General features: G+C 60.2%; 12 protein-coding genes and 1 pseudogene. 4 read left to right on the top strand and 9 right to left on the bottom strand.

The features are described from left to right. Positions 1–419: 419 nt before the first annotated feature. Positions 420–1,070: a DUF7007 domain-containing protein gene (locus RMR16_RS25860; protein ID WP_320189034.1), complete on the bottom strand. Its 651-nt coding sequence runs from the start codon at positions 1,068–1,070 to the stop codon at positions 420–422. Between the two features lie 82 nt (positions 1,071–1,152). Further along, the gene (locus RMR16_RS25855) at positions 1,153–2,868 is read right to left on the bottom strand and encodes a ParB/RepB/Spo0J family partition protein (protein WP_320189033.1); all 1,716 of its coding nucleotides are present in this window, start codon (positions 2,866–2,868) and stop codon (positions 1,153–1,155) included. Positions 2,869–3,189: 321 nt separating this feature from the next. On the opposite strand from RMR16_RS25855, the pseudogene ligD reads away from it, so the two are divergent. The 3 genes and pseudogenes from ligD to RMR16_RS25840 all read left to right on the top strand — a co-directional run. Then, positions 3,190–3,959 (top strand): annotated as a pseudogene (gene ligD, locus RMR16_RS25850) (non-homologous end-joining DNA ligase); the annotation flags it as partial. A gap of 41 nt (positions 3,960–4,000) precedes the next feature. Further along, a protein-coding gene (locus tag RMR16_RS25845) for an IS5 family transposase (RefSeq protein WP_413786034.1) occupies positions 4,001–4,773 on the top strand; the annotation gives its coding sequence in 2 pieces (ribosomal slippage) (positions 4,001–4,337 and positions 4,337–4,773; 774 coding nt in all). 11 nt (positions 4,774–4,784) lie between these two features. Beyond that, a complete protein-coding gene (locus tag RMR16_RS25840; protein WP_320201339.1) occupies positions 4,785–5,078 on the top strand; it encodes a hypothetical protein in 294 nt (97 codons plus the stop codon). A 172-nt stretch (positions 5,079–5,250) separates the two neighbouring features. Here the strand turns inward: RMR16_RS25840 and RMR16_RS25835 are convergent, their stop codons facing one another. From RMR16_RS25835 to RMR16_RS25820, 4 genes are all read right to left on the bottom strand, one after another. Continuing rightward, positions 5,251–10,338 (bottom strand): helicase-related protein, encoded by a 5,088-nt coding sequence (locus RMR16_RS25835; protein ID WP_320188360.1) that lies wholly within the window; start codon positions 10,336–10,338, stop codon positions 5,251–5,253. A 98-nt stretch (positions 10,339–10,436) separates the two neighbouring features. Beyond that, positions 10,437–11,042, bottom strand: coding sequence for a DUF1419 domain-containing protein (locus RMR16_RS25830; RefSeq protein ID WP_320187971.1), 606 nt, complete (start codon positions 11,040–11,042; stop codon positions 10,437–10,439). 132 nt (positions 11,043–11,174) lie between these two features. Further along, positions 11,175–12,110, bottom strand: a complete 936-nt coding sequence (locus RMR16_RS25825) for a DUF3991 and toprim domain-containing protein (protein WP_416409728.1) — start codon at positions 12,108–12,110, stop codon at positions 11,175–11,177. Between the two features lie 176 nt (positions 12,111–12,286). After that, the gene (locus tag RMR16_RS25820; protein WP_020046815.1) at positions 12,287–12,466 is read right to left on the bottom strand and encodes a hypothetical protein; all 180 of its coding nucleotides are present in this window, start codon (positions 12,464–12,466) and stop codon (positions 12,287–12,289) included. A gap of 722 nt (positions 12,467–13,188) precedes the next feature. Here RMR16_RS25820 and RMR16_RS25815 point away from each other — a divergent pair. Then, a complete protein-coding gene (locus tag RMR16_RS25815) occupies positions 13,189–14,166 on the top strand; it encodes an NYN domain-containing protein (RefSeq protein ID WP_320187969.1) in 978 nt (325 codons plus the stop codon). Positions 14,167–14,456: 290 nt separating this feature from the next. Here RMR16_RS25815 and fba read toward each other — a convergent pair whose 3' ends face one another. From fba to RMR16_RS25800, 3 genes are read right to left on the bottom strand one after another with little or no spacing between them, the layout of a single operon-like run. Further along, positions 14,457–15,497 (bottom strand): class II fructose-bisphosphate aldolase, encoded by a 1,041-nt coding sequence (gene fba / locus RMR16_RS25810; protein WP_320187968.1) that lies wholly within the window; start codon positions 15,495–15,497, stop codon positions 14,457–14,459. Next, positions 15,497–16,495: a class 1 fructose-bisphosphatase gene (locus RMR16_RS25805; RefSeq protein ID WP_320187967.1), complete on the bottom strand. Its 999-nt coding sequence runs from the start codon at positions 16,493–16,495 to the stop codon at positions 15,497–15,499. Before RMR16_RS25805 ends, fba begins: the two co-directional genes overlap by 1 nt. After that, positions 16,492–18,183, bottom strand: coding sequence for a dihydroxyacetone kinase subunit DhaK (locus RMR16_RS25800; RefSeq protein ID WP_320187966.1), 1,692 nt, complete (start codon positions 18,181–18,183; stop codon positions 16,492–16,494). The genes RMR16_RS25805 and RMR16_RS25800 overlap by 4 nt, the downstream gene beginning before the upstream one ends. Positions 18,184–18,185 lie beyond the last annotated feature (2 nt).

Below are 18,185 nucleotides of genomic sequence, written 5' to 3'. Positions count from 1 at the left end.
GCAGCAAAACCGAGGTGCTGTGTCGGCCGACGATCTGGTTCGCGGCAACATGATGCAATCGCAATCCGGATCCGACGTTGGCAACGCCGCGTCATCACAAAGGGCACTGACAAATCTCGATCCCAGCATACTCCAGTGCAAGCCGGTTGCCCCCGTGCCCTGGCTTCTGCGCTTCGATCAACGCTCTATCGCACCCTCACCTTGGCCGGGTTTTCCGCTCTCACCCGGCTCCCTTGATATGCGTGCAGTAGTCGATGGTGGGCCATGCCCTGCCTTGCATTTCCACCGCGCCTTCGTTCGCCTCGTCCGCTCTGCCCGCCGGGAGCGACAATCCTGCTGCCGTGCCCAGATCCTGCGATAAAACGTGATGATATCGATCACATGACTTCGGGAAGCGTCGGTGTCAGTGGACGCGGCTGTCATTGCCGCGTCGCCCAGGTCACGAAGCTGGACGGACCGTCATATGGCTGGTGCTTCTGTGGATCGATGACGAAGCCATGTCGGCCGATCGTGTAGTCGGAGCCTGGAACCAGGAACCGTCGTTCGCCGGTCTCGCCCCGGATCCCACCCAGCGTCGCGATGCATTCGACAAAGCCAGGCTGGTGATCGGAATTGAGGGCCGCGATGACGACCCAGTCATCGCGATGGCGGCTCTCGAATTCCTGCCTGTCCCGCATGTGAGACTGACTACCGTTCAGTATTGCGCCCGTGACGCGCTCGTAGGCATCAGGGAAATAGTCGCGAAGCGTCCGATCAGCCAACCGACGTTCATAGGTCGTGAATAAATGCGGGAAAGCATGGGCAACCTTCGCCCATTCACAATCCTCTTCGTAAAATTCGGTGTCATTACGATAGAGGGGATGGATGGTGGCATTGGCATTCTCGTCGAGATGGAAACCACCATGGCTGGCGGTCGAATGCAGAACGATACCGTCGGCGAATTGCCGCGAGATCTGCGCCATACCCCATGGCGTCGATGCTCCGGCCCGTATCGTCGGCCGGTCCAATGTCCGTAGTTCAGTCTCATGGGCCGCTTTTTCTGTGGCCACGGCATCATGGATCTCTGCCATGACAAACTCCTACTGTTTGCTCGAAATGAAAACGCCGCCGGCATCAGCCAGCGGCGTCGGGTTCAGACTCGTTCGACCGATGCTATTCGGCGGCCTCGCGGAAACCTTCGTCCGCCTCTTCGTCGGTGGCGGAATGGTCCACGAGGTCAACACCGGAAAGCTGATCTCCGAGAGCATCGGGATCGTCGCGAACATCCTCCGATCCGCTATCAACACTGGCAAAACGTCCAGCCCAGGACCGCACGTCCTCAGTCGAAGGCGCGAGCAGCGCTGCCGGATGCACAAGTTTTCCCTCGGCAAAATGCTCGACCAGAGCCGCACGGGTGTCTTTCACCTTGATCCGGCCGGGCACGCCTGCTGTTTCCGCTGCAGCCTCCAGTGCAGTGCGTGACAGGCATGAGAGGAAGTCTTCCGTCGCCATATTGGGCAGGAACTCGTCAGCACCGACAGCGTCGCCGGCAATACGGGCGATCAGTCCGCTATCGGAGCGATTGCGCCGCAGAGACAGGACTTCGATGAGCACCGAGCGCGCAGCCTGCACCAGCGTCTCGCGATCGAAGGACAGCTTGCCGTCCTCGCCGATCAGCCGAGCAGCATGCGGTGCGCATTTGGCATGACCGTAGGGATTGTCCGATGCACCGCTGGCGACCGTGACGTTCATGCCGGTGAAGGCCAGAATGAGCAGAGCCATCAGCGTATCGTCCTCGATCGGCGCACGGGCAAGCGCCTCGTGCAGAGCATCGGTGCGCAAGTCCCCGATCATGTCGAGACCCTTCTGGGTCACATCGGGCCGCACTTTCGGAGCTTCGACCTCCTCGACGACGGTTTCGACACCATCGGCACCCTTGACCAGCTTCGGCTTCTTCACCTCGGGCATGCGGTAGGCAACGGACTGGACCGACCCGTCGCGCGCATTGATGTACCAGCCGGTCAGGTCACCCTTGCCCGGTTTGCCGTAGACCTGTTGCGCCTTCGCGGGCAGCTTGGCCTGGCCGTATTCGTTGGCCTCGATGACCGAACCGCGCTTGGGCAGGTTGTTGGCAAGCCATTCCTGCTGGGCGCCGAGGAATGCCTCAACATCTGTCGTATAGCGGCTGTCCTCGTCAGCGGGTGCAAACAGGTCCTCGACCCAGGTGATGCCATAGGCCTGTGCCAGATCCTCACCGAAACTTGCATGCTTGGCGAGCATCCGGGTTGTGGTCAGTGCCCGGGCGACCTCCCACCAGGACACCTGCGGATCCTGCTTCTTCGGCTTGTACTTCTTCCAGACCTCGGCCTGCTCATCCTGACCGGCGGCGGCGATCGTGCGCAACTGCTGCTCGTTCGGCATATCGCCACGCGCCATCTGGTCGAGCATGGCGGGCAGAATATTGGCCAGAAGCCGCAACTTTCTGATCTGCCGGCTGGGGAGTGCCAGCGCCATGGCGATCGACTCCTCGGTCCATCCCAAAGCCACCAGCCGCTCAATGGCGCGCCACTGGTCGACAGGGTTCAACGGTTCGCGGGCGATGTTCTCCGCAAACGACTGCATGGCGCCGAGATCGTCGGATGGATCAGCCAGCAGCAGCGGGATTTCCATGAGATCTGCGGCGATTGCCTGGGCGGCGCGGCGGTGTCCGAAGACGATAACGTAGCTGTTTCCGCCCTCGGGATCGAGTTTGACAATCGGCGGCTGCACGACACCGATGGCCCTGATCGATGCGCACAACAGCGCGTCGGACTGCGGCGAGGATTTCGACTGACGGGACCGGTCGGGATTGTCCTTCAGACTGCGCGGATCGGCTGTAATCAACTGCATGGGAATTACCTCTTGAGCTTCGGGCGGACGGACTGTCCTTGCCTCCCCATCTTCTTCTCGAAGACATCTCCCGAACCGCAGGACGGACCGGCGGCTGCAATTGCGCCGGAGCAGACCTGGCTTGCGGGAGAGCGAGGCACACCTGCCTTGCGAGGCACGCTGGCCCGGTCTCGGCGACCGGCGCGATTGAGGGAACCGTCAGCCGTTGGACCGTCCTTGCGAACGGGTTTCCGTCTCCTTTTCCTCCCCCGTCTTTTCCTCCCCTTCTCAATTCCCAGATGATGTCACACGATTTTAAGCAATTGCTGCTGAACTCTGGCTATGACAAAGCCGCCGCGCAAAAAATCCCAGCCGCTTTTGCGGGAGACGGATCTCCCGATCCGCTCGCGACCGCGCAAACGACGCGATCCGGCGCAGCCGCAGCTTCCCTTCGACCCGATGCCAGATCGCATCGAACCGTGCCTGGCGTTGTTGAAGGCAAAGCCGCCGTCCGGACCGGACTGGATCTACGAGATCAATGGGACGGCTATCGTATTGCGGTTCACATCGAACCAAACTCGGTGCGGATCATCAGACGTGGCGGTCATGACTGGACCGACAGGTTTCCGGCGATCGCCGCCGCTGCGCGCAAGCTTGGCGTCGGGACCGCCATTCTGGATGGGGAAGCCGTCGTGCTCGATGCAGCGGGACGTTCGGATTTTGGGGCGCTGCAACGGTCACTGGGCGGACGCGGAGGCAGACAAGCGTCAGACGATGCCATCCTTTACGCATTCGACCTGTTGTATTTCGACGGTCATGACCTGACCAAGATGGAGTTGTCCGGACGTCGTCACCTGCTGGAAGACCTGATCGGCGAAAGCGAGGGAGTAATCCGCGTCTCCGAGGCGCTCGAAGCCGATGGCGCGACACTTCTGGCGGCCGCGCGCGAGCACGGCCTGGAAGGCATCATTGCCAAGCACCGCAACAGCACCTACCGCTCTGGCCGGCTTGGGGACTGGCAGAAGATCAAATGCATCCAGAGCGAGAGCTTTGTGATTGTCGGATACGAGCCGTCCGCTCTAGGCCGCGTCCCCATAAACGGGGTTCATCTTGTTGATGTTGTGTGATTCAATCTCTTTGGAAGGAGATTGGTATGCGCCGTCACGAATTAAGCGACGAGGAATGGGCGGTCATCGAGCCGCTTTTGCCGAACAACAGCCGTGGAATTAAACGCGTTGACGATCGTCGAGTGATCAACGGCATCTTGTGGCGTTTCAGAACGGGTTCGTCCTGGCGAGATGTACCGGAACGCTATGGCCCGCGCACGACGCTTTACAATCGGTTCTCGCGTTGGCGCAAGGCTGGCGTCTGGGACCGCCTTCTTGATGCGGTTTCAAAGCGTTACGATGGAGACATCGTGATGATAGATTCCTCCTGCGTTCGCGTTCACCAGCATGGTGCCAACGCTAAAAAGGGGGCACTGCCGATCCTTGCATGGGACGTTCGCGTGGCGGCCTGACAACCAAAATCCACGCGCTTGTTGATGCCGATGGCCGACCGATCCGACTGGTGCTTACCGCCGGTCAGGCCGCCGATGCACCCATGGCCGAAAAGCTGCTGAGCGACGTGAAGCCTGGAGCAACCCTACTCGCCGACAAGGCTTACGACACAGACGCTATAAGGAACTTCGTCAAGCAACGAAAATGTTGGGCGAATATCCCCGCAAAGGCCAATCGAAAACAGACCTTCAGCTTCAGCCGATGGGTATACCGCCAGCGCAATCTCGTGGAGCGTTTCTTCAACCGCATCAAACAGATGCGCGGCCTGGCCACACGATACGATCGACGCGCAGAAAACTACCTCGCAGCACTCAAGCTTGCAGCGGTAAGAATATGGATCGCTTCATATAATGAGTCCGCGTCCTAGCACGCGGTGGGATCGGCAGCCTGCTGCTGGCGGCCTATCAGGCCGACACGTTTGTCTATGTCGGCTCGGTCGGGACTGGCTTCAAAGAGAAAGATGCAGTTGAACTCCGCCGGACGCTGGACACGCTGAAGACCAAGCGTGCTCCGGTAGCGGTCGATAAAAAGGGTGTCGTCTTCGTTCAACCGACACTGATCGCCGAGATCGAATACCGCGCCTGGACCGACGATGGCAAGTTACGGCACGCCTCGTACAAGGGCCTGCGGGAACTGCAGGACAACGCGGCGATCTACAAACTCAGCGAATAGCGTCTGGATGCCATAAACGAAAGGGCGCTCGACCCTTTCGGGGAGCGCCCTTCCAACCCGGACAGTTTCAAACGCGCGGCAATCGCCACTGCAGGAAACTATCGAAACGGGTGATGACCGATAGATGTGTATGACCCGATCGCGTTTCAAGTGGCCGTTGAAATGCCGCTGTTTACGCAGCTTCCTTGCGATCCTCCTCTGGTTCGTCGGCGGTTGCCGCCAGGTCCCTCTCGATCTCGTCCAGTTGGCTCAGCTTGAGTTCAAGCTCGGCTTCGAATGAGAAGCTTTCCCCCAGACGCGGTGTGTAGGAGGCGAGGCGGCGTTTCGCATCGGCAAGGCGAATGCGATGGCTCTCGCGTTCCTGTTCAAACCCGCCAAGCGCATGCTCGAGCCGGGAGATCGCGCCGATCGGCGTGGTGGTGACGGCCAAATCGATCTCGTAGTCTCCACCTGTGCGTTGGAGCAGGGTGTCATAGCGATAACCATCCTTGCCAAACCGTTCGCCCTGATAGGCGAGATCGAAGCCGCCGATGGTGGCGATGATCACTTCTTTCTCCTGCTGAAGCTGAACCAGCGTCAGGATTTCCTTCATCAGCGCGCGGCCAGCGAGTTTGCGCTCGTCGAATGTGTCTTCGCCAACTTGCATGACAAAGGCGTCGCCAGATGTTGGGGCCAGCAGCTCGATATCCTTGCCCACATCCTCGCTCCGGCGGCTGGAAAATTCGATGTCCCGTTCGGCGTCGCGGATCTGCCGGCGGATCGCGTGCTGATCGTCGATATGGGCGGCACGCAACCGGTCGAGACGGGCGATCTCGGCTTCCAGTCCCGCCTTCTGCATGAGGCGTTCGTCGCCGGATGCGATGGCCTTGGCCATGGCAAATTGGTTGGCCTGCCCCTCACCCATATCCTCAAGACGCCGAACGCTGGTGTCGCCGGACAGAGCCGCCGCAATGAACCTAGCCTTGCGCTCGTTGTTCTGCCACATGGTGGCATCGAGACTGCCGAGTGTCGCATAGGCGAAGACATCGACCTCGTCATGCTGGTTACCCTGGCGGATGATCCGGCCCTCGCGCTGTTCGATCTGCGATGGCAACCACGGAACATCGAGATGATGCAGGGCTTTCAAACGAGCCTGGACATTGACGCCGGTACCCATGGTTTCCGACGAGCCGATCAGCACGCGGACCTTGCCGGCATTGAAGTCGTTAAATAGCCTCTGCTTGGCATCCGACTTCTTGTAATCCTGCATGAAAGCGATTTCGGAAGCCGGCACACCCAATCGGACCAGTTCATCGCGAATCCAGCGATAGGCGGAAAAGCCGCGCGTCGCCTCGACGGAGATGGTTCCCAGATCGGAGAAGATCAGCTGACCAGCGCCCGGCCGGTCAAATGGCTTGCCGTCCTTGCGACGATACTCCGCCTCTCCTGTTTCCTGCCAGATCCGGTGGGTGTTCGTCACCAGCGCATTCAGCTTGTTGGTGGTCTCATTTCCCATGACCTGATCGACCAGGCGCAGATCGATCGCCGCATGGCGTCCGTCGGTGATGACCGAGAGCAGGATATCGTCGCCGGGCTTGGCCGGACCGTCGCGCATTTCGATTACCTTGATCCGCGCGTCAAGTTGCTTCTGGTACGCCTTGAAAGCAGCGGTAGGCTCTGCGGTAACGATCTGGCGCTTGCCGCCGGAGACATCAGGGACTTTCACATAGGTCCTGAGATCGGCGGGCAGCACGACATCGGCAAACGACCGGAACATGGCGATCAGTTCCGGAACGTTGACGAACTGGCTGAAGCGCGTGACCGGCTTGTATTTGCCCGACGGCTGCAGTTCGAGTTCGGTCGAGGTGTCACCGAATGTCGAGGCCCAGGCGTCAAACTCGTGCAGACCACGTTCCGACAATGCTGCCGGACCCATCATCCGCTGTACGGAGAACATCTCACCGAGAGTGTTGGTGATCGGCGTGCCCGACGCCAGCACCAGCGCCCTGCCCGGGTTCTTCGTCTCGACGAAGCGGGATTTAACGAACAGGTCCCAGGCGCGCTGCGAGCCGTTCGGATCGACACCGCGCAGGGTCGACATATTGGTGGCGAAGGACAGCTTGCGGAATTCCTGCGCCTCGTCGACGATGATCTGGTCGATCCCAAGCTCGGAGATGGTCAACAGATCGTCCTTTCGGGTGGCCAGCGCCTCGAGCCGTTCCTTGTGGCCCTCCTTCATGCGTTCGATGCGCTTGCGCGACAGCCGATCGTCGCGTTCGACCTTGGTGAGCAGCTCCTCGTAAAGCTCGAGCTCATCCTGGATCATCTGCGCTTCGAACGCCGATGGCACCGCGATGAACCGGAATGCCGAATGGGTGATGATGATGGCATCCCAGTTGGCGGTTGCTGCGCGGGACAGGAAACGATGGCGCTTCTCCCTGACGAAGTTGGTTTCGTCAGCGACCAGGATGCGGGCATTGGGATAGAGTGCCAGAAACTCGCGGGCAGCCTGCGCCAGGCAATGGCCGGGCACCACCAGCATCGCCTTGTTGATCAGGCCCAGCCGCCGTTGTTCCATGATGGCGGCAGCCATGGTCAGCGTCTTGCCGGCACCGACGGCGTGGGCGAGATAGGTGGCGCCGGCGGAGATGATCCGCCAGATGCCGCGTTTCTGATGTCCATACAAAGAAAAGGCGCCTGAGGCGCCGGGAAGCTGGAGATGATCGCCGTTACAGGCGCGAGGTGCGATGTTGTTGAAAGTGTCGTTATAGACGCGCGCCAGCCGGTCGGTGCGATCTGGATCCGACCAGATCCACGACTGGAAGGCGGTCTTGATCTTGGCGAGCTTTTCCTTTGCAGCCTCCGTCTCCACCGTGTTCAGCACCCGACGCTCGCTCTCGCCATCGCGTATCGTATCGAAGATCTGCGGCACGGACGAGTTCAGCGCGTCGGACAGGAGCTGGCCGGCATGGCGGCGGTGCGTGCCCCATTCTGTCGTGCCGGATGCCGACCATTCCAGCTGACGGGCATTGACCGTCCAGGTCGCCAGTTCCGGCAGGTGGTGGATGGAGATCTCGGCCTCCATCGTTTGGCTGACGAAGGCAACGACGTCATCGGCCGGGATCCACGGCGCGCCGAGGCGTGCGGTGATGTCCGAGGGCCTGAGGTCAGCAGGCTGGACACGTTCGAGCGCCGTGACGTTTCGCGCGAAGACCGGATCGAGCTGGGCGGCAGCCCGGGCAACTGTGAGCTTCGAGCGGACTGCGCCGGATAGGTAGGCGTCAGCCATCTGCCAGGAGCCATCGGACGGATCGCGGAAGATGGCCTCCCCCAGTTCGCCGATGACATCGTCGACGTCACGATGCAGCAACTCGGCAATATGATCGGGGTCGACATGACCGCGTTCGTTGAGAACCACAGCGAGCGCGTCTATTGCAGAGGTGATCAGGGGTGTGGGCGGAGGCGCGATCACCCGCTCGGTAAAGATCGGTCCTGGCTTCGCGGTGTTGGTCTCCAGATCATAGTCCTCGATGGAGGCGACCAACCAGCAATCGGGATCGTCGAGGAAAGGCGCAAGATTCGGCCGGCGATGGACCTCCCTGACCTCACCGGTTTCCGGATCCTCCGATGTCAAGACGGAGGTGAAGTTGATCGGACCGAACTCGCGCACGAAACTGGACCAGGCGATGCGCAGCGAGACCTGCGCCTGAGTCCACGGCTGGTCGCGTTCCTGAAGCTTGAGAATGAGCCGGACCGCATCGCGGATCGGGATCAGCTTTCGGATGATCAGGGCGTGCTTGGCAAAGATGCCATCAGTGCTGCGGCCCTTCCTGACCTTGACCGGGACAGCGATCCCATCCACCAACTGCATCAGCGCCGTGGCCTTGCCAATGAAATAGCTTCCCTCGCGCACCTTGGGATCGTCTGGCCGCTCTGCCGTCGCCTCGGTCACCTCGTCCTCGAGCGCGAAATCGATCGGCGTGACGTCACCGTCGTAGAGGTCGGCCGATAGCCGACAGATCGCGTCGTTCAGGCTCGTTTCGAGATCATTACCGAACGGGAGGCAGGTATAGGTCTCGCCGAATGGACCTGACGTCATCGCATGGCGGCCCAGCACCATGTCGGGGTGATCAACGAACCACCTGTTGATACGGACGCTGTCGCCCTCACCTGCGGACTGGACATCCGCGAGATCAAGCCAGTTGCCGCTTCCAGCCTGGTCGTCGGCTCGTCGCTTCCGGAAAAAGAGAATATCGACGACCACATCCGTTCCGGCGTCGGCGCGAAAGCTGCCTTCGGGCAGGCGGATTGCACCAACGAGATCGGCCATGCCAGCGATGTGTTCGCGGGCGCGGGCGTCGGCCTTGTCCATCGTGCCGGACGAGGTCACGAAAGCGGCAAGACCGCCCGGCTTCAGCCGGTCGAGGGACTTGGCAATAAAGTAATCGTGCAGCCGGAAACCGAGAGACCGGAAGGCCGGATCGCTCTTCACCGTCCTGTCAGAAAACGGCGGATTGCCGATCGCCAGATCGAAATGGGCTGGCAGATCCGTCCGGGCGAAATCACTTGTGATGATCGTGGCCCGCGGTTGTAGCAGCCGAACGATGCGGGCAGTGACGGGATCGAGCTCGACGCCGGTGACGTGGCTCACCTTGGAGAGCGCCTCGGGCATGAGCGCCGGAAACATGCCCGTCCCGATACCCGGCTCCAGGATCCGACCGCCCTTGAACCCCATGCGGATTAGGCCCGACCAGATGGCACGAACGATAAATTCCGGAGTGAAGTGGGCATATTGCGTGCACCGCGCCAGAGACGCGTAGTCCCCTGCCGCAACGGCACTTTCCAGATTGCCGCCGAGCTCCTCCCAGCCTTTGCGAAACGCCTTGTCGCCGGGACGCCGGAAAATGCCGTTGGCCAGATCCGATGCACCGAAACCGGTGAACTTGATCAACCTTTCCTGCTGGTCAGGTCGGGCCGGCAATCCGTGACGTTCGATCTCGTTCGCCAGCAGGATGGCGGCGATATTGTCGCGCGCACGGTCGCGCCAGGTTTTGGCGAGACCGCGAAAACCCTGCAGCCGGAAATCCACCTTCGCCCGCATCTCCGGTGTGGGCTTCGGTACTTTGCGGACCGGAGCGGCTGGCGCCGGCGTCGATGGCGGCGGGTCGATATCTATATCGGTCCCGAACTCTGCTGCGAAACTCGGCACTCCGAGATCGAAACCGGACGCGAGAGCTGTATTACCGAACAGGTCTATGGTGAAAGGATCGTCATGCGCCATTGGAAAACTCCTGTGAGTGGGCGCGCCGAGGCACACTCGCCGGAAGAAGCGGTGTTGCCAGGCTGCTGATGGTGGAAGGTTGGAAATGAAGGCCGCCGTCAGGCAGCGATGGTTTCCGGCAAAAGACGGAATTGCACGGGCAGCTTGGCGGCGATCTCCTCGTCGGTCAGATCATCAAGCAGCTTCCAGATCTTGCCCTGAGCAGAGGGGTAGACGAGCACAATCTGGCGATTGCGCAGGTCAGCCGGAAAGCGACCGTCGGCATAACCACGAAAATCGGGACCGGTCGCGCTCCAGATATGATCGAGTTTTTCCTGTCGGTTCATCGCGCGCACCGGACGGGATTCGCGGGTGATGATCTCGGCGCGTGTGCGGTCGGGTGACTGTCGATCACTTAGATCGCAATAGCCGTGAAACCATCGGGACCGATTATCGATCGTCAGCGCGAAGAAAACACTGGTGACGCTGGCGGCCAGAAACTCGCGCATGGCGAACATGTCACCGCGGTAAAACAGCGGCGGGAGGATCTCGAACATGTGGTCGTGATCGGCTTCGGATATCTCAAACCACTCGCCGACATATCGCCTGCCGGAAATACGGTCATCGTCGAACGGCGATTGGCTATGGCGATTGAACAGAGTGTACATTTCGTGGCGACTGGCGACACCTTCGAACACTTTACGGATGGTGGGAGGATTGAACATCGGCTGCACCTTTGGGGTTGGGGACCGAAGCGGAAGCCTGATCGACCTCTTCTTTCAGTCCTTTGATCACCCCTCCTCAGCCGGCGCCTCGCGGGCAGCGGGTCAAGGGCCGCCGGCAGGCGGGCGGCAGCTTCACCCTTGATGCGCTGGCCGCGTATGCGGCAGCTCTCCTCTCTCCCTCCTCTCCTTCAATTCCTCATTCCAATCCTCAGCTTCCGGCCTCAGCCGCGAGAAATCGCAAGCAGCGCGATCCGCCATCTGGCGCAGGCGATCGGCAAAGACCTCACCCTGAACATTGTTGTCGGTCGCGGCCACAAGCCACGCGCCCACCCCGGACGCTAAGTTTTCCAACGCGAGCGCGGTTAGCGGCGACCACCCGCCTCCAGTGCTGACATAGAGCGTGTCGGATCGTGTCTGCTCGATCGCGGCCAGGCTGAGCGCATCGATCGCCGCCTCCGTCACACAGATCCGATGAGCGTCATTCATCCCAAACTGGAAGAGCGCCTTGGCGCCGCCGGTGGAAAACCCGCGCCAGTCCGGACCGCGCTCCTCCCAGCCGATGACGGCACCAGCCTCATCGACATGCTTTGCCCAAATTGAGCCATATGGGCCTTCCCGAAGAACGTCTGCATCGATCGCCGCGGAGATGACTTGCCATGGCAGCGTCCGGCATCGCTGGAGGTAAGTCCACGTCGCCGATCCGCGCCACGGCCGTTTTCGGTGGTTCCAGCGGTCAGCGACCGAAGCAATTGGCTGCGTTTGATGTTGAGGCTTCTCCCATGTCGGTGCGGCTGGCTGGAACGCGATGAGAGCCCCGACAACTGCCAGGGCCTCGGCAAATCCGATCCCCTGCAGATAGCCTGCAAGAGCGAACACATCGCCCTTGGCATCCGAACGAGCGTCGAACCAGCCCCTGTCGTCGTGGATTACGATGACGATGTCGTCGTCGCGCCGGAATTTGACCGCCCGGCGCGTGCTCTCTTTTCTGTCTATCGCGAAGCCCTCATGCTCAAGGACGACTGCGCAGCCCACCCGGGTACGCAGCTCTTCGATGTCATTCTTTTCCATATCACTTCCTTTAGCTTTCCTGACTGTTCTGGCTGTCAGCGCCCAGGCCGCGAAGATGGAAGCGCGCAAGGGCGCGGTTCGCAATGTGCAGATCTGCCGGGAAAGATCGCGGCGAAGCCTCCCTTGCGCGCGCATCAGCGCAAGCGGCACGCCTTCCCCCCGAAGGGGTGATCGGCTCAATGAGCCGATCCATAGGCAAAGGGGTCATATTCGTTGATGATGGCGTCTTCATCGCCGTCATACTCGGCGGAAGGCATGACGCCGATCTCGCCATCGATTTCGAAGAGGGTGACCGGGACCATCAGGGTCCGGGCAAGATCGAGTGCGTGGTTTTGTGCGAGGCTGAGATCCGACATGTGAGGCTCCATCCAGTGGCGGGGCCAATCCCCGCTCGATGGCGCCCGTTCGATCCGGGCCCGGCCGCGGTCACCTCCGCGGTGCAGCCAGAGAGGTCGCAGGAACTGCGAACCCCCTGCGGGTTGACCGTCCAAGGACGGGACTGGATTAGGGATGCCAGACAAGAGAGCTAGGTTTGGCAACGCTGGCGGGTGAAGCACGTTGATAGAAACGACCGACCAAAGTCTTGCTTCGAATGTAGCGGACTCGGCTCCGGACGGAGTTGGTAGTCATGACCGGTGGACCCTGCCGCTCAATGAGGGAAAAATGAGAAAGGTTGATTGTATGGCCTGCTCGGCTTTGTCAGCCTGTCAGGTGCATGACGCACGCTACCGACCAACGTTGGCAGTTCTGCGTTTGCAGTGGCGCGGTCTAACTCAAACTGAGATCGGCCAGGAGAGTGTCCAGGAAGAGCTCCACGACTCGGACCTGCGCAGGCCACCTGCGGCGATCGTCGCCACGTCTCTTTCAGCTGGGATTTGCGTTGTTTAGCTGGTCCACTTCGCTGCCGAAGCGGTCAGCGTAAGGCGCTCAGGTGGGTGTCAATATCGGTTGACGAGAGAGCCAGCCAACACTATGTTGATAGCTAACAACTAACCCAGCATCCTGAGAGACATGCGCTCCGGGCGGTTGGGGAAAAAAGCCGGCGCAAGCCGGTTTTTTTATGTCTTGGGAGCAAGGGGTGCCAGCGTTACGAACAAGAGTCTACATCGACGGCTACAATCTCTACTATGGTTGCCTTCGCAAGACCGCATTCAAATGGCTCGACGTCCTGACCTTGTTCGAAACGCAAATTCTGCCGTCGATCCTTTTCCGGCCAGCGCCGGACGCCAATCCTGCAACGATGACGCTCCATCCGGACTGCGCGATCAAGTATTTCACCGCGAAGATCATCGAAAGCGCGGCCAAGGGCGAGGATTCCGTATCGTCACAAGCCCAATATCACAATGCCTTGACGACGCATTGCGGTGGTCGGCTTTCCTTCGTGATGGGCAATTATTCGCTCTACAAGGCCAATCAGCATATTGTTCCAGCCGACGATCCGAAGCGCTGGCCACGCGACTGCGACAAGATCCAGGTCTGGAAGCTCGAGGAGAAGCAATCAGATGTCAATTTGGCACTTCATCTCTATGACGACGCCCTGAGCGGCTACGTAGACCAAGTGGTTCTCGTCACCAACGACACCGACCTTACGCCGGCGTTCGAGATGTTGCAGGCGCGTTGCCCGCAAATCATCCGCGGCTTGGTGATCCCAACGCGCAAAGTCGGTGAGGGCGGGGATGTTGAACGCGAGGCAAACGTGTCGCTGGCGAAGCTGGCACATTGGGTCAGGCGCCATATCTCCGATGACGAGCTGCGGGCGTCGCAATTGCCGGATGTCGTTGCCGGGCGTCGGCGGGCCAGCGTCAAACCGTATTCATGGTACGCGAAACCGGATCACCTCGCGAGGATGCTGGAGATGGCTCGCCCGGTGCTGCGCACCGATGGCGAAATCCTTAAATGGGCTCGCAGAGAGAGCGCACGTCTCAACGGCCGTCGCCCGATCGATCTGATCGAGACGGATGCCGGCGCGGTCGAGGTCTTCGAGTACATCGAAGCCTACATCCGCGTCCAGCTCGACAAATCCGGCGATCAGAACGATTTGTCGTCGAAAACCTGAATTCGCGGGTGGGAAGGGCGTGCGGGCAATGGGGCTTCGGGGCACCCTTGTCCCAGCACGCGCCGCTTGGATAGCGGGTGAGAAACAGATAAACGGCAAACATCGGTGGCCAGGACTGATCATCTCGCAGGTACAAGCAACCGAGCGATGCACAGCCGCCCCCGGAGCTGCCGTTGAGCATGGGCGACCCGCGTGAAGGAACGCGAATCGCGAGTTCTCTACTGTCTTGATGCTCGTCTAGCGAATGACGCGCGGCCGCGAACCAGGTTCCTTCAACGGGGCTCCCCTCACTAGGGCTGGTAACGCTTTGCCATATCAGCAAGAGGAATGGGCTTTATAGAAGAGGCATGCCCTGCGGCGCCGAACTGCTCGTAGCGATCGCGGCAGATCGCTGCCATGGCTTCGATTCCTGGGGCCAAATATTTGCGCGGATCGAATTCGGCGGGATGAAGGGCAAACACGCGCCGGATCGCCCCGGTGAAAGCCATTCTGAGATCAGTGTCGACGTTCACCTTGCGAACGCCGTAACGGATCCCCTCCTGGATTTCCTCGACCGGAACACCAAAGGTCGGTTTGAGCTCTCCACCATGGGCGTTGATGATCTCCTGTAGTTCCTGGGGAACGGACGACGACCCGTGCATCACGAGATGAGTGTCCGGCAGGCGCGCGTGGATCTCCTTCAGGCGCTTGATCGAAAGGATGTCGCCGTCCGGTTTGCGGGAGAATTTGTAGGCGCCGTGGGATGTGCCGATGGCGATGGCCAGTGCGTCCACTTTCGTTAGGCGCACGAATTCGGCTGCCTCCTCGGGATCGGTCAGCAGCATGTCGCGGCTCATGTGACCGTCAAAACCATGCCCATCCTCAGCTTCGCCGCGGCCGCTCTCTAGCGAACCAAGATGACCGATTTCACCTTCGACCGAAACTCCGACTAGATGCGCCATCTCAGACACTTTTGTAGTGACGGCGACATTATCCTCGAAGCCTAAGGGCGTGCGTCCGTCTTCGGACAGAGATCCGTCCATCATCACCGATGAGAAGCCGGCCAGAACGGCGGACAGACAGGTCGCCGGGGAGTTGCCATGGTCCTGGTGCATGCAGACAGGGATATGAGGATACTTCTCGATCGCTGCACGTATCAGGTGCGAGAGCGTTTCGTCGCCGGCAAAGAGACGCGCACCGCGGCTCGCCTGCATGATGACCGGACTGTCCGTGTGATCAGCCGCCTTCATGATGGCGAGCATCTGCTCCATGTTGTTCACGTTGAAGGCCGGGACGGCGTAGTGGTTCTCGGCGGCGTGGTCGAGTAGTTGACGTAGGGTAACGAGAGCCATTACGAGGCGATCTCCACTTGAGCCTGATTAAACTGTACCAGGCGACGGACCTCGTCACTTGAGCCTAGCAATACAGAGATGCGTTGATGGTGGCTTTGAGGCTGAACAAGAAGAATATCTTCATACCCCGTAGAAGCTAGGCCTCCGGCCGCATTCACGAGAAAGGCCATTGGATTGGCCTCATACATTAGGCGGAGTTTGCCTCCACTACTGCGATTTGCTTCGTCCGCAGGGTATAGGAAGATCCCTCCTCCTGTGAGAATACGATGAACGTCAGCGACCATGGAAGCCGTCCATCGCATGTTGAAGTTCCGACCGCGAGTCCCCGCAGACCCAGCCAAACACTCATCGACATAACGACGGATCGGCTCGTCCCAGAAGCGCCGGCGCGAAAGGTTCACCGCAAACTCCCCCGTCTCCGGGGGAATTTGCATACGCGCATTGGTCAACTTCAACGAACCATCGGAAGGATCAAGCGTAAAGCCGGCGACACCGACCCCAAAGCTGATGACGAACAGCGTCGACGGCCCGTATATTGCATATCCGGCGCAGAGATATTCCCGCCCTTGTCTGAGGACGTTGCGATCACCATCCGCATGGACTTGGGCCACAGCGAAAATCGAACCAACCGAGAGATTGACTCCCAGGTTGGATGAGCCGTCGAGAGGATCGACATAGAGAATGAGATCCCCTCCAACGGGGTCCTTTAGCCAGGTGACATCCTCAACCTCTTCGGACACGTAGGCCGCCAGCGACGGTGCTTGCGCACATGTTTCCCGAAACACACAATCTGCCAGGACGTCGAGCAACTTCTGGTCTTCACCCTGGATATTCGTGGTGCCAGCGCTTCCAATCTGGCTATGCAGCGCTGCCTGGTCCAGATGTTGAGCGACTGCGACCGAAGACGCCGCAATCTTCTCAACCAGGAAGGTAAGAGCAGGATCGATTTTCTTATGGTGCAGATACGCATCAAGCGAAATGTCAGGTATTGTGTTCATCGCTGCCAGTCACCCCCTACGCCGATGGCAACAGAGCGGTCACTGGTCGGCTGGGCTTCCAGGTCAGGCCGGACAGCTAGATATTCGAACAGCCGGGCAACGGCCTCCGCACCGGGATCGACATGACCTTGGAGTTGCTTGGCATTGACATATGCGGCACGCCCCGCCTTCGCATGGAGGAGCGTGGCCGTGAGGTCAGCTCCCGAACGCGCCGCTTCTGCCGCGGCTGCAAAACCTTGTTCGAGTGCGTCAAGTGCCGGGGAAAGAGCATCGACCATTGTACGATCGCCGAGACCCGCGCCGCCGATCTCCTGCATCCGGGAGAGACCTGCTTTCAATGCGTCCCGAATTGTCAGCCCGCTGGACGCGCCGTCGCCGGCGGCGGCAAAGAAGATCGCGAGCAAAACGCCGGACGAGCCCCCCATGGTCTGGCTGAGTTCCTGACCCATGGCGCGGAAAAGCTGCGTGTGATCGGAAAGAGGAAGACGGTCAAGCGCGCCGATGAGAGCACGGGCTGCCCCCGCCAATGTCGAGCCGGTATCACCGTCACCAGATTTCGCGTCAAGGGCATTCAAATCCTTTTCCGCTTGGATCAGGAGAGAGCAGCAGTCATCGAGAAGTTGGCGGGTCGGCTGGTGCTTTGAAGGAACCGGTGCAATTGGCGTCAGGCCATCCGGGAGGGCAAGGATCGAAACGGGTTTGACGGCTCCCAGCCCGGGCCAGGCCGGAAGCGCAACTGGCGCAGACAAAAGCGCGAGCTCCGCCTTTTCGGCGGGAAATATGGTGATCGAAAATCCCTGCATGTCGAGCGATGTCATCATCGGCGCCGGACCAATAATGTGGGAAAGCCGTTCACCGATCGTCGATTTCATTAGCTCGTGAACCACAACGGACATTTCCAAGAACGAGGTGCCGCCAAGGTTGTTTACGAGGGCCACGTGCGGTCGGTCGGACATGGACGCAGCAAGACGCTCAACCATTGCCGCAACGGCACCCTTGGCGCCGGAATATTCGATCTGCTCGACACCAGCTTCGCCGTGAATGCCGAGGCCGAGTTCTGCATAGCCCGCGGGAATCCGGTTCTCCTTTGGCGAGCCCGGCACAGTGCATGTGTCGAGCGACATGCCAATAGAGTTGGTGTTTTCGATGACCCGGCGGGCGGCCTTCGTTATCGCTTCGAGATCGGCTCCGCGCTCCGCAAGCGCACCAGCAATTTTGTGGACAAGCAGTGTTCCAGCGACACCTCGAGCCTGCGGCAGTTCCGGAAGTGCGATGTCGTCATCGACTATAACCATGCTGACATTCAAGCCGTAAGCGCGGGCACGTTCGGCGGCGAGACCAAAATTGAGACGGTCGCCGGTATAGTTCTTGACGATGAGCAGGCATCCGGCCGGTCCGGTTACGGAGAGGATGCCGGCGAGGATCGCATCCACGCTCGGCGAGGCAAAGACGTCGCCACAAACGGCTGCGGTGAGCATTCCCTTTCCGACAAAACCGGCATGTGCGGGCTCATGCCCCGATCCCCCGCCCGACACGAGCGCCACCTTGGCCTTGTCCCAATCGGATCGGACGATGACGCGAATATGAGGATATCCATCCAGGCGGCTGAGCGCACCGTCAGACGCAGCAAGCAGGCCCTCCAGTGCTTCTGTGACCGCATTTTCCTTGCTGTTGAGGAACTGTGACATTC

The organism is Agrobacterium sp. rho-13.3 (genome assembly GCF_033957765.2).
Classification (GTDB): domain Bacteria; phylum Pseudomonadota; class Alphaproteobacteria; order Rhizobiales; family Rhizobiaceae; genus Agrobacterium.
This window is presented reverse-complemented; position numbering and strand designations above follow the sequence as displayed.

Excerpts from the sequence above, each read along its gene's own strand:
- RMR16_RS25860 (WP_320189034.1), bottom strand. The coding sequence starts at position 1,070 with ATGGCAGAGATCCATGATGCCGTGGCCACAGAAAAAGCGGCCCATGAG.
- RMR16_RS25855 (WP_320189033.1), bottom strand. The coding sequence starts at position 2,868 with ATGCAGTTGATTACAGCCGATCCGCGCAGTCTGAAGGACAATCCCGAC.
- RMR16_RS25835 (WP_320188360.1), bottom strand. The coding sequence starts at position 10,338 with ATGGCGCATGACGATCCTTTCACCATAGACCTGTTCGGTAATACAGCT.
- RMR16_RS25830 (WP_320187971.1), bottom strand. The coding sequence starts at position 11,042 with ATGTTCAATCCTCCCACCATCCGTAAAGTGTTCGAAGGTGTCGCCAGT.
- RMR16_RS25825 (WP_416409728.1), bottom strand. The coding sequence starts at position 12,110 with ATGGAAAAGAATGACATCGAAGAGCTGCGTACCCGGGTGGGCTGCGCA.
- RMR16_RS25820 (WP_020046815.1), bottom strand. The coding sequence starts at position 12,466 with ATGTCGGATCTCAGCCTCGCACAAAACCACGCACTCGATCTTGCCCGG.
- fba (WP_320187968.1), bottom strand. The coding sequence starts at position 15,497 with ATGGCTCTCGTTACCCTACGTCAACTACTCGACCACGCCGCCGAGAAC.
- RMR16_RS25805 (WP_320187967.1), bottom strand. The coding sequence starts at position 16,495 with ATGAACACAATACCTGACATTTCGCTTGATGCGTATCTGCACCATAAG.
- RMR16_RS25800 (WP_320187966.1), bottom strand. The coding sequence starts at position 18,183 with ATGTCACAGTTCCTCAACAGCAAGGAAAATGCGGTCACAGAAGCACTG.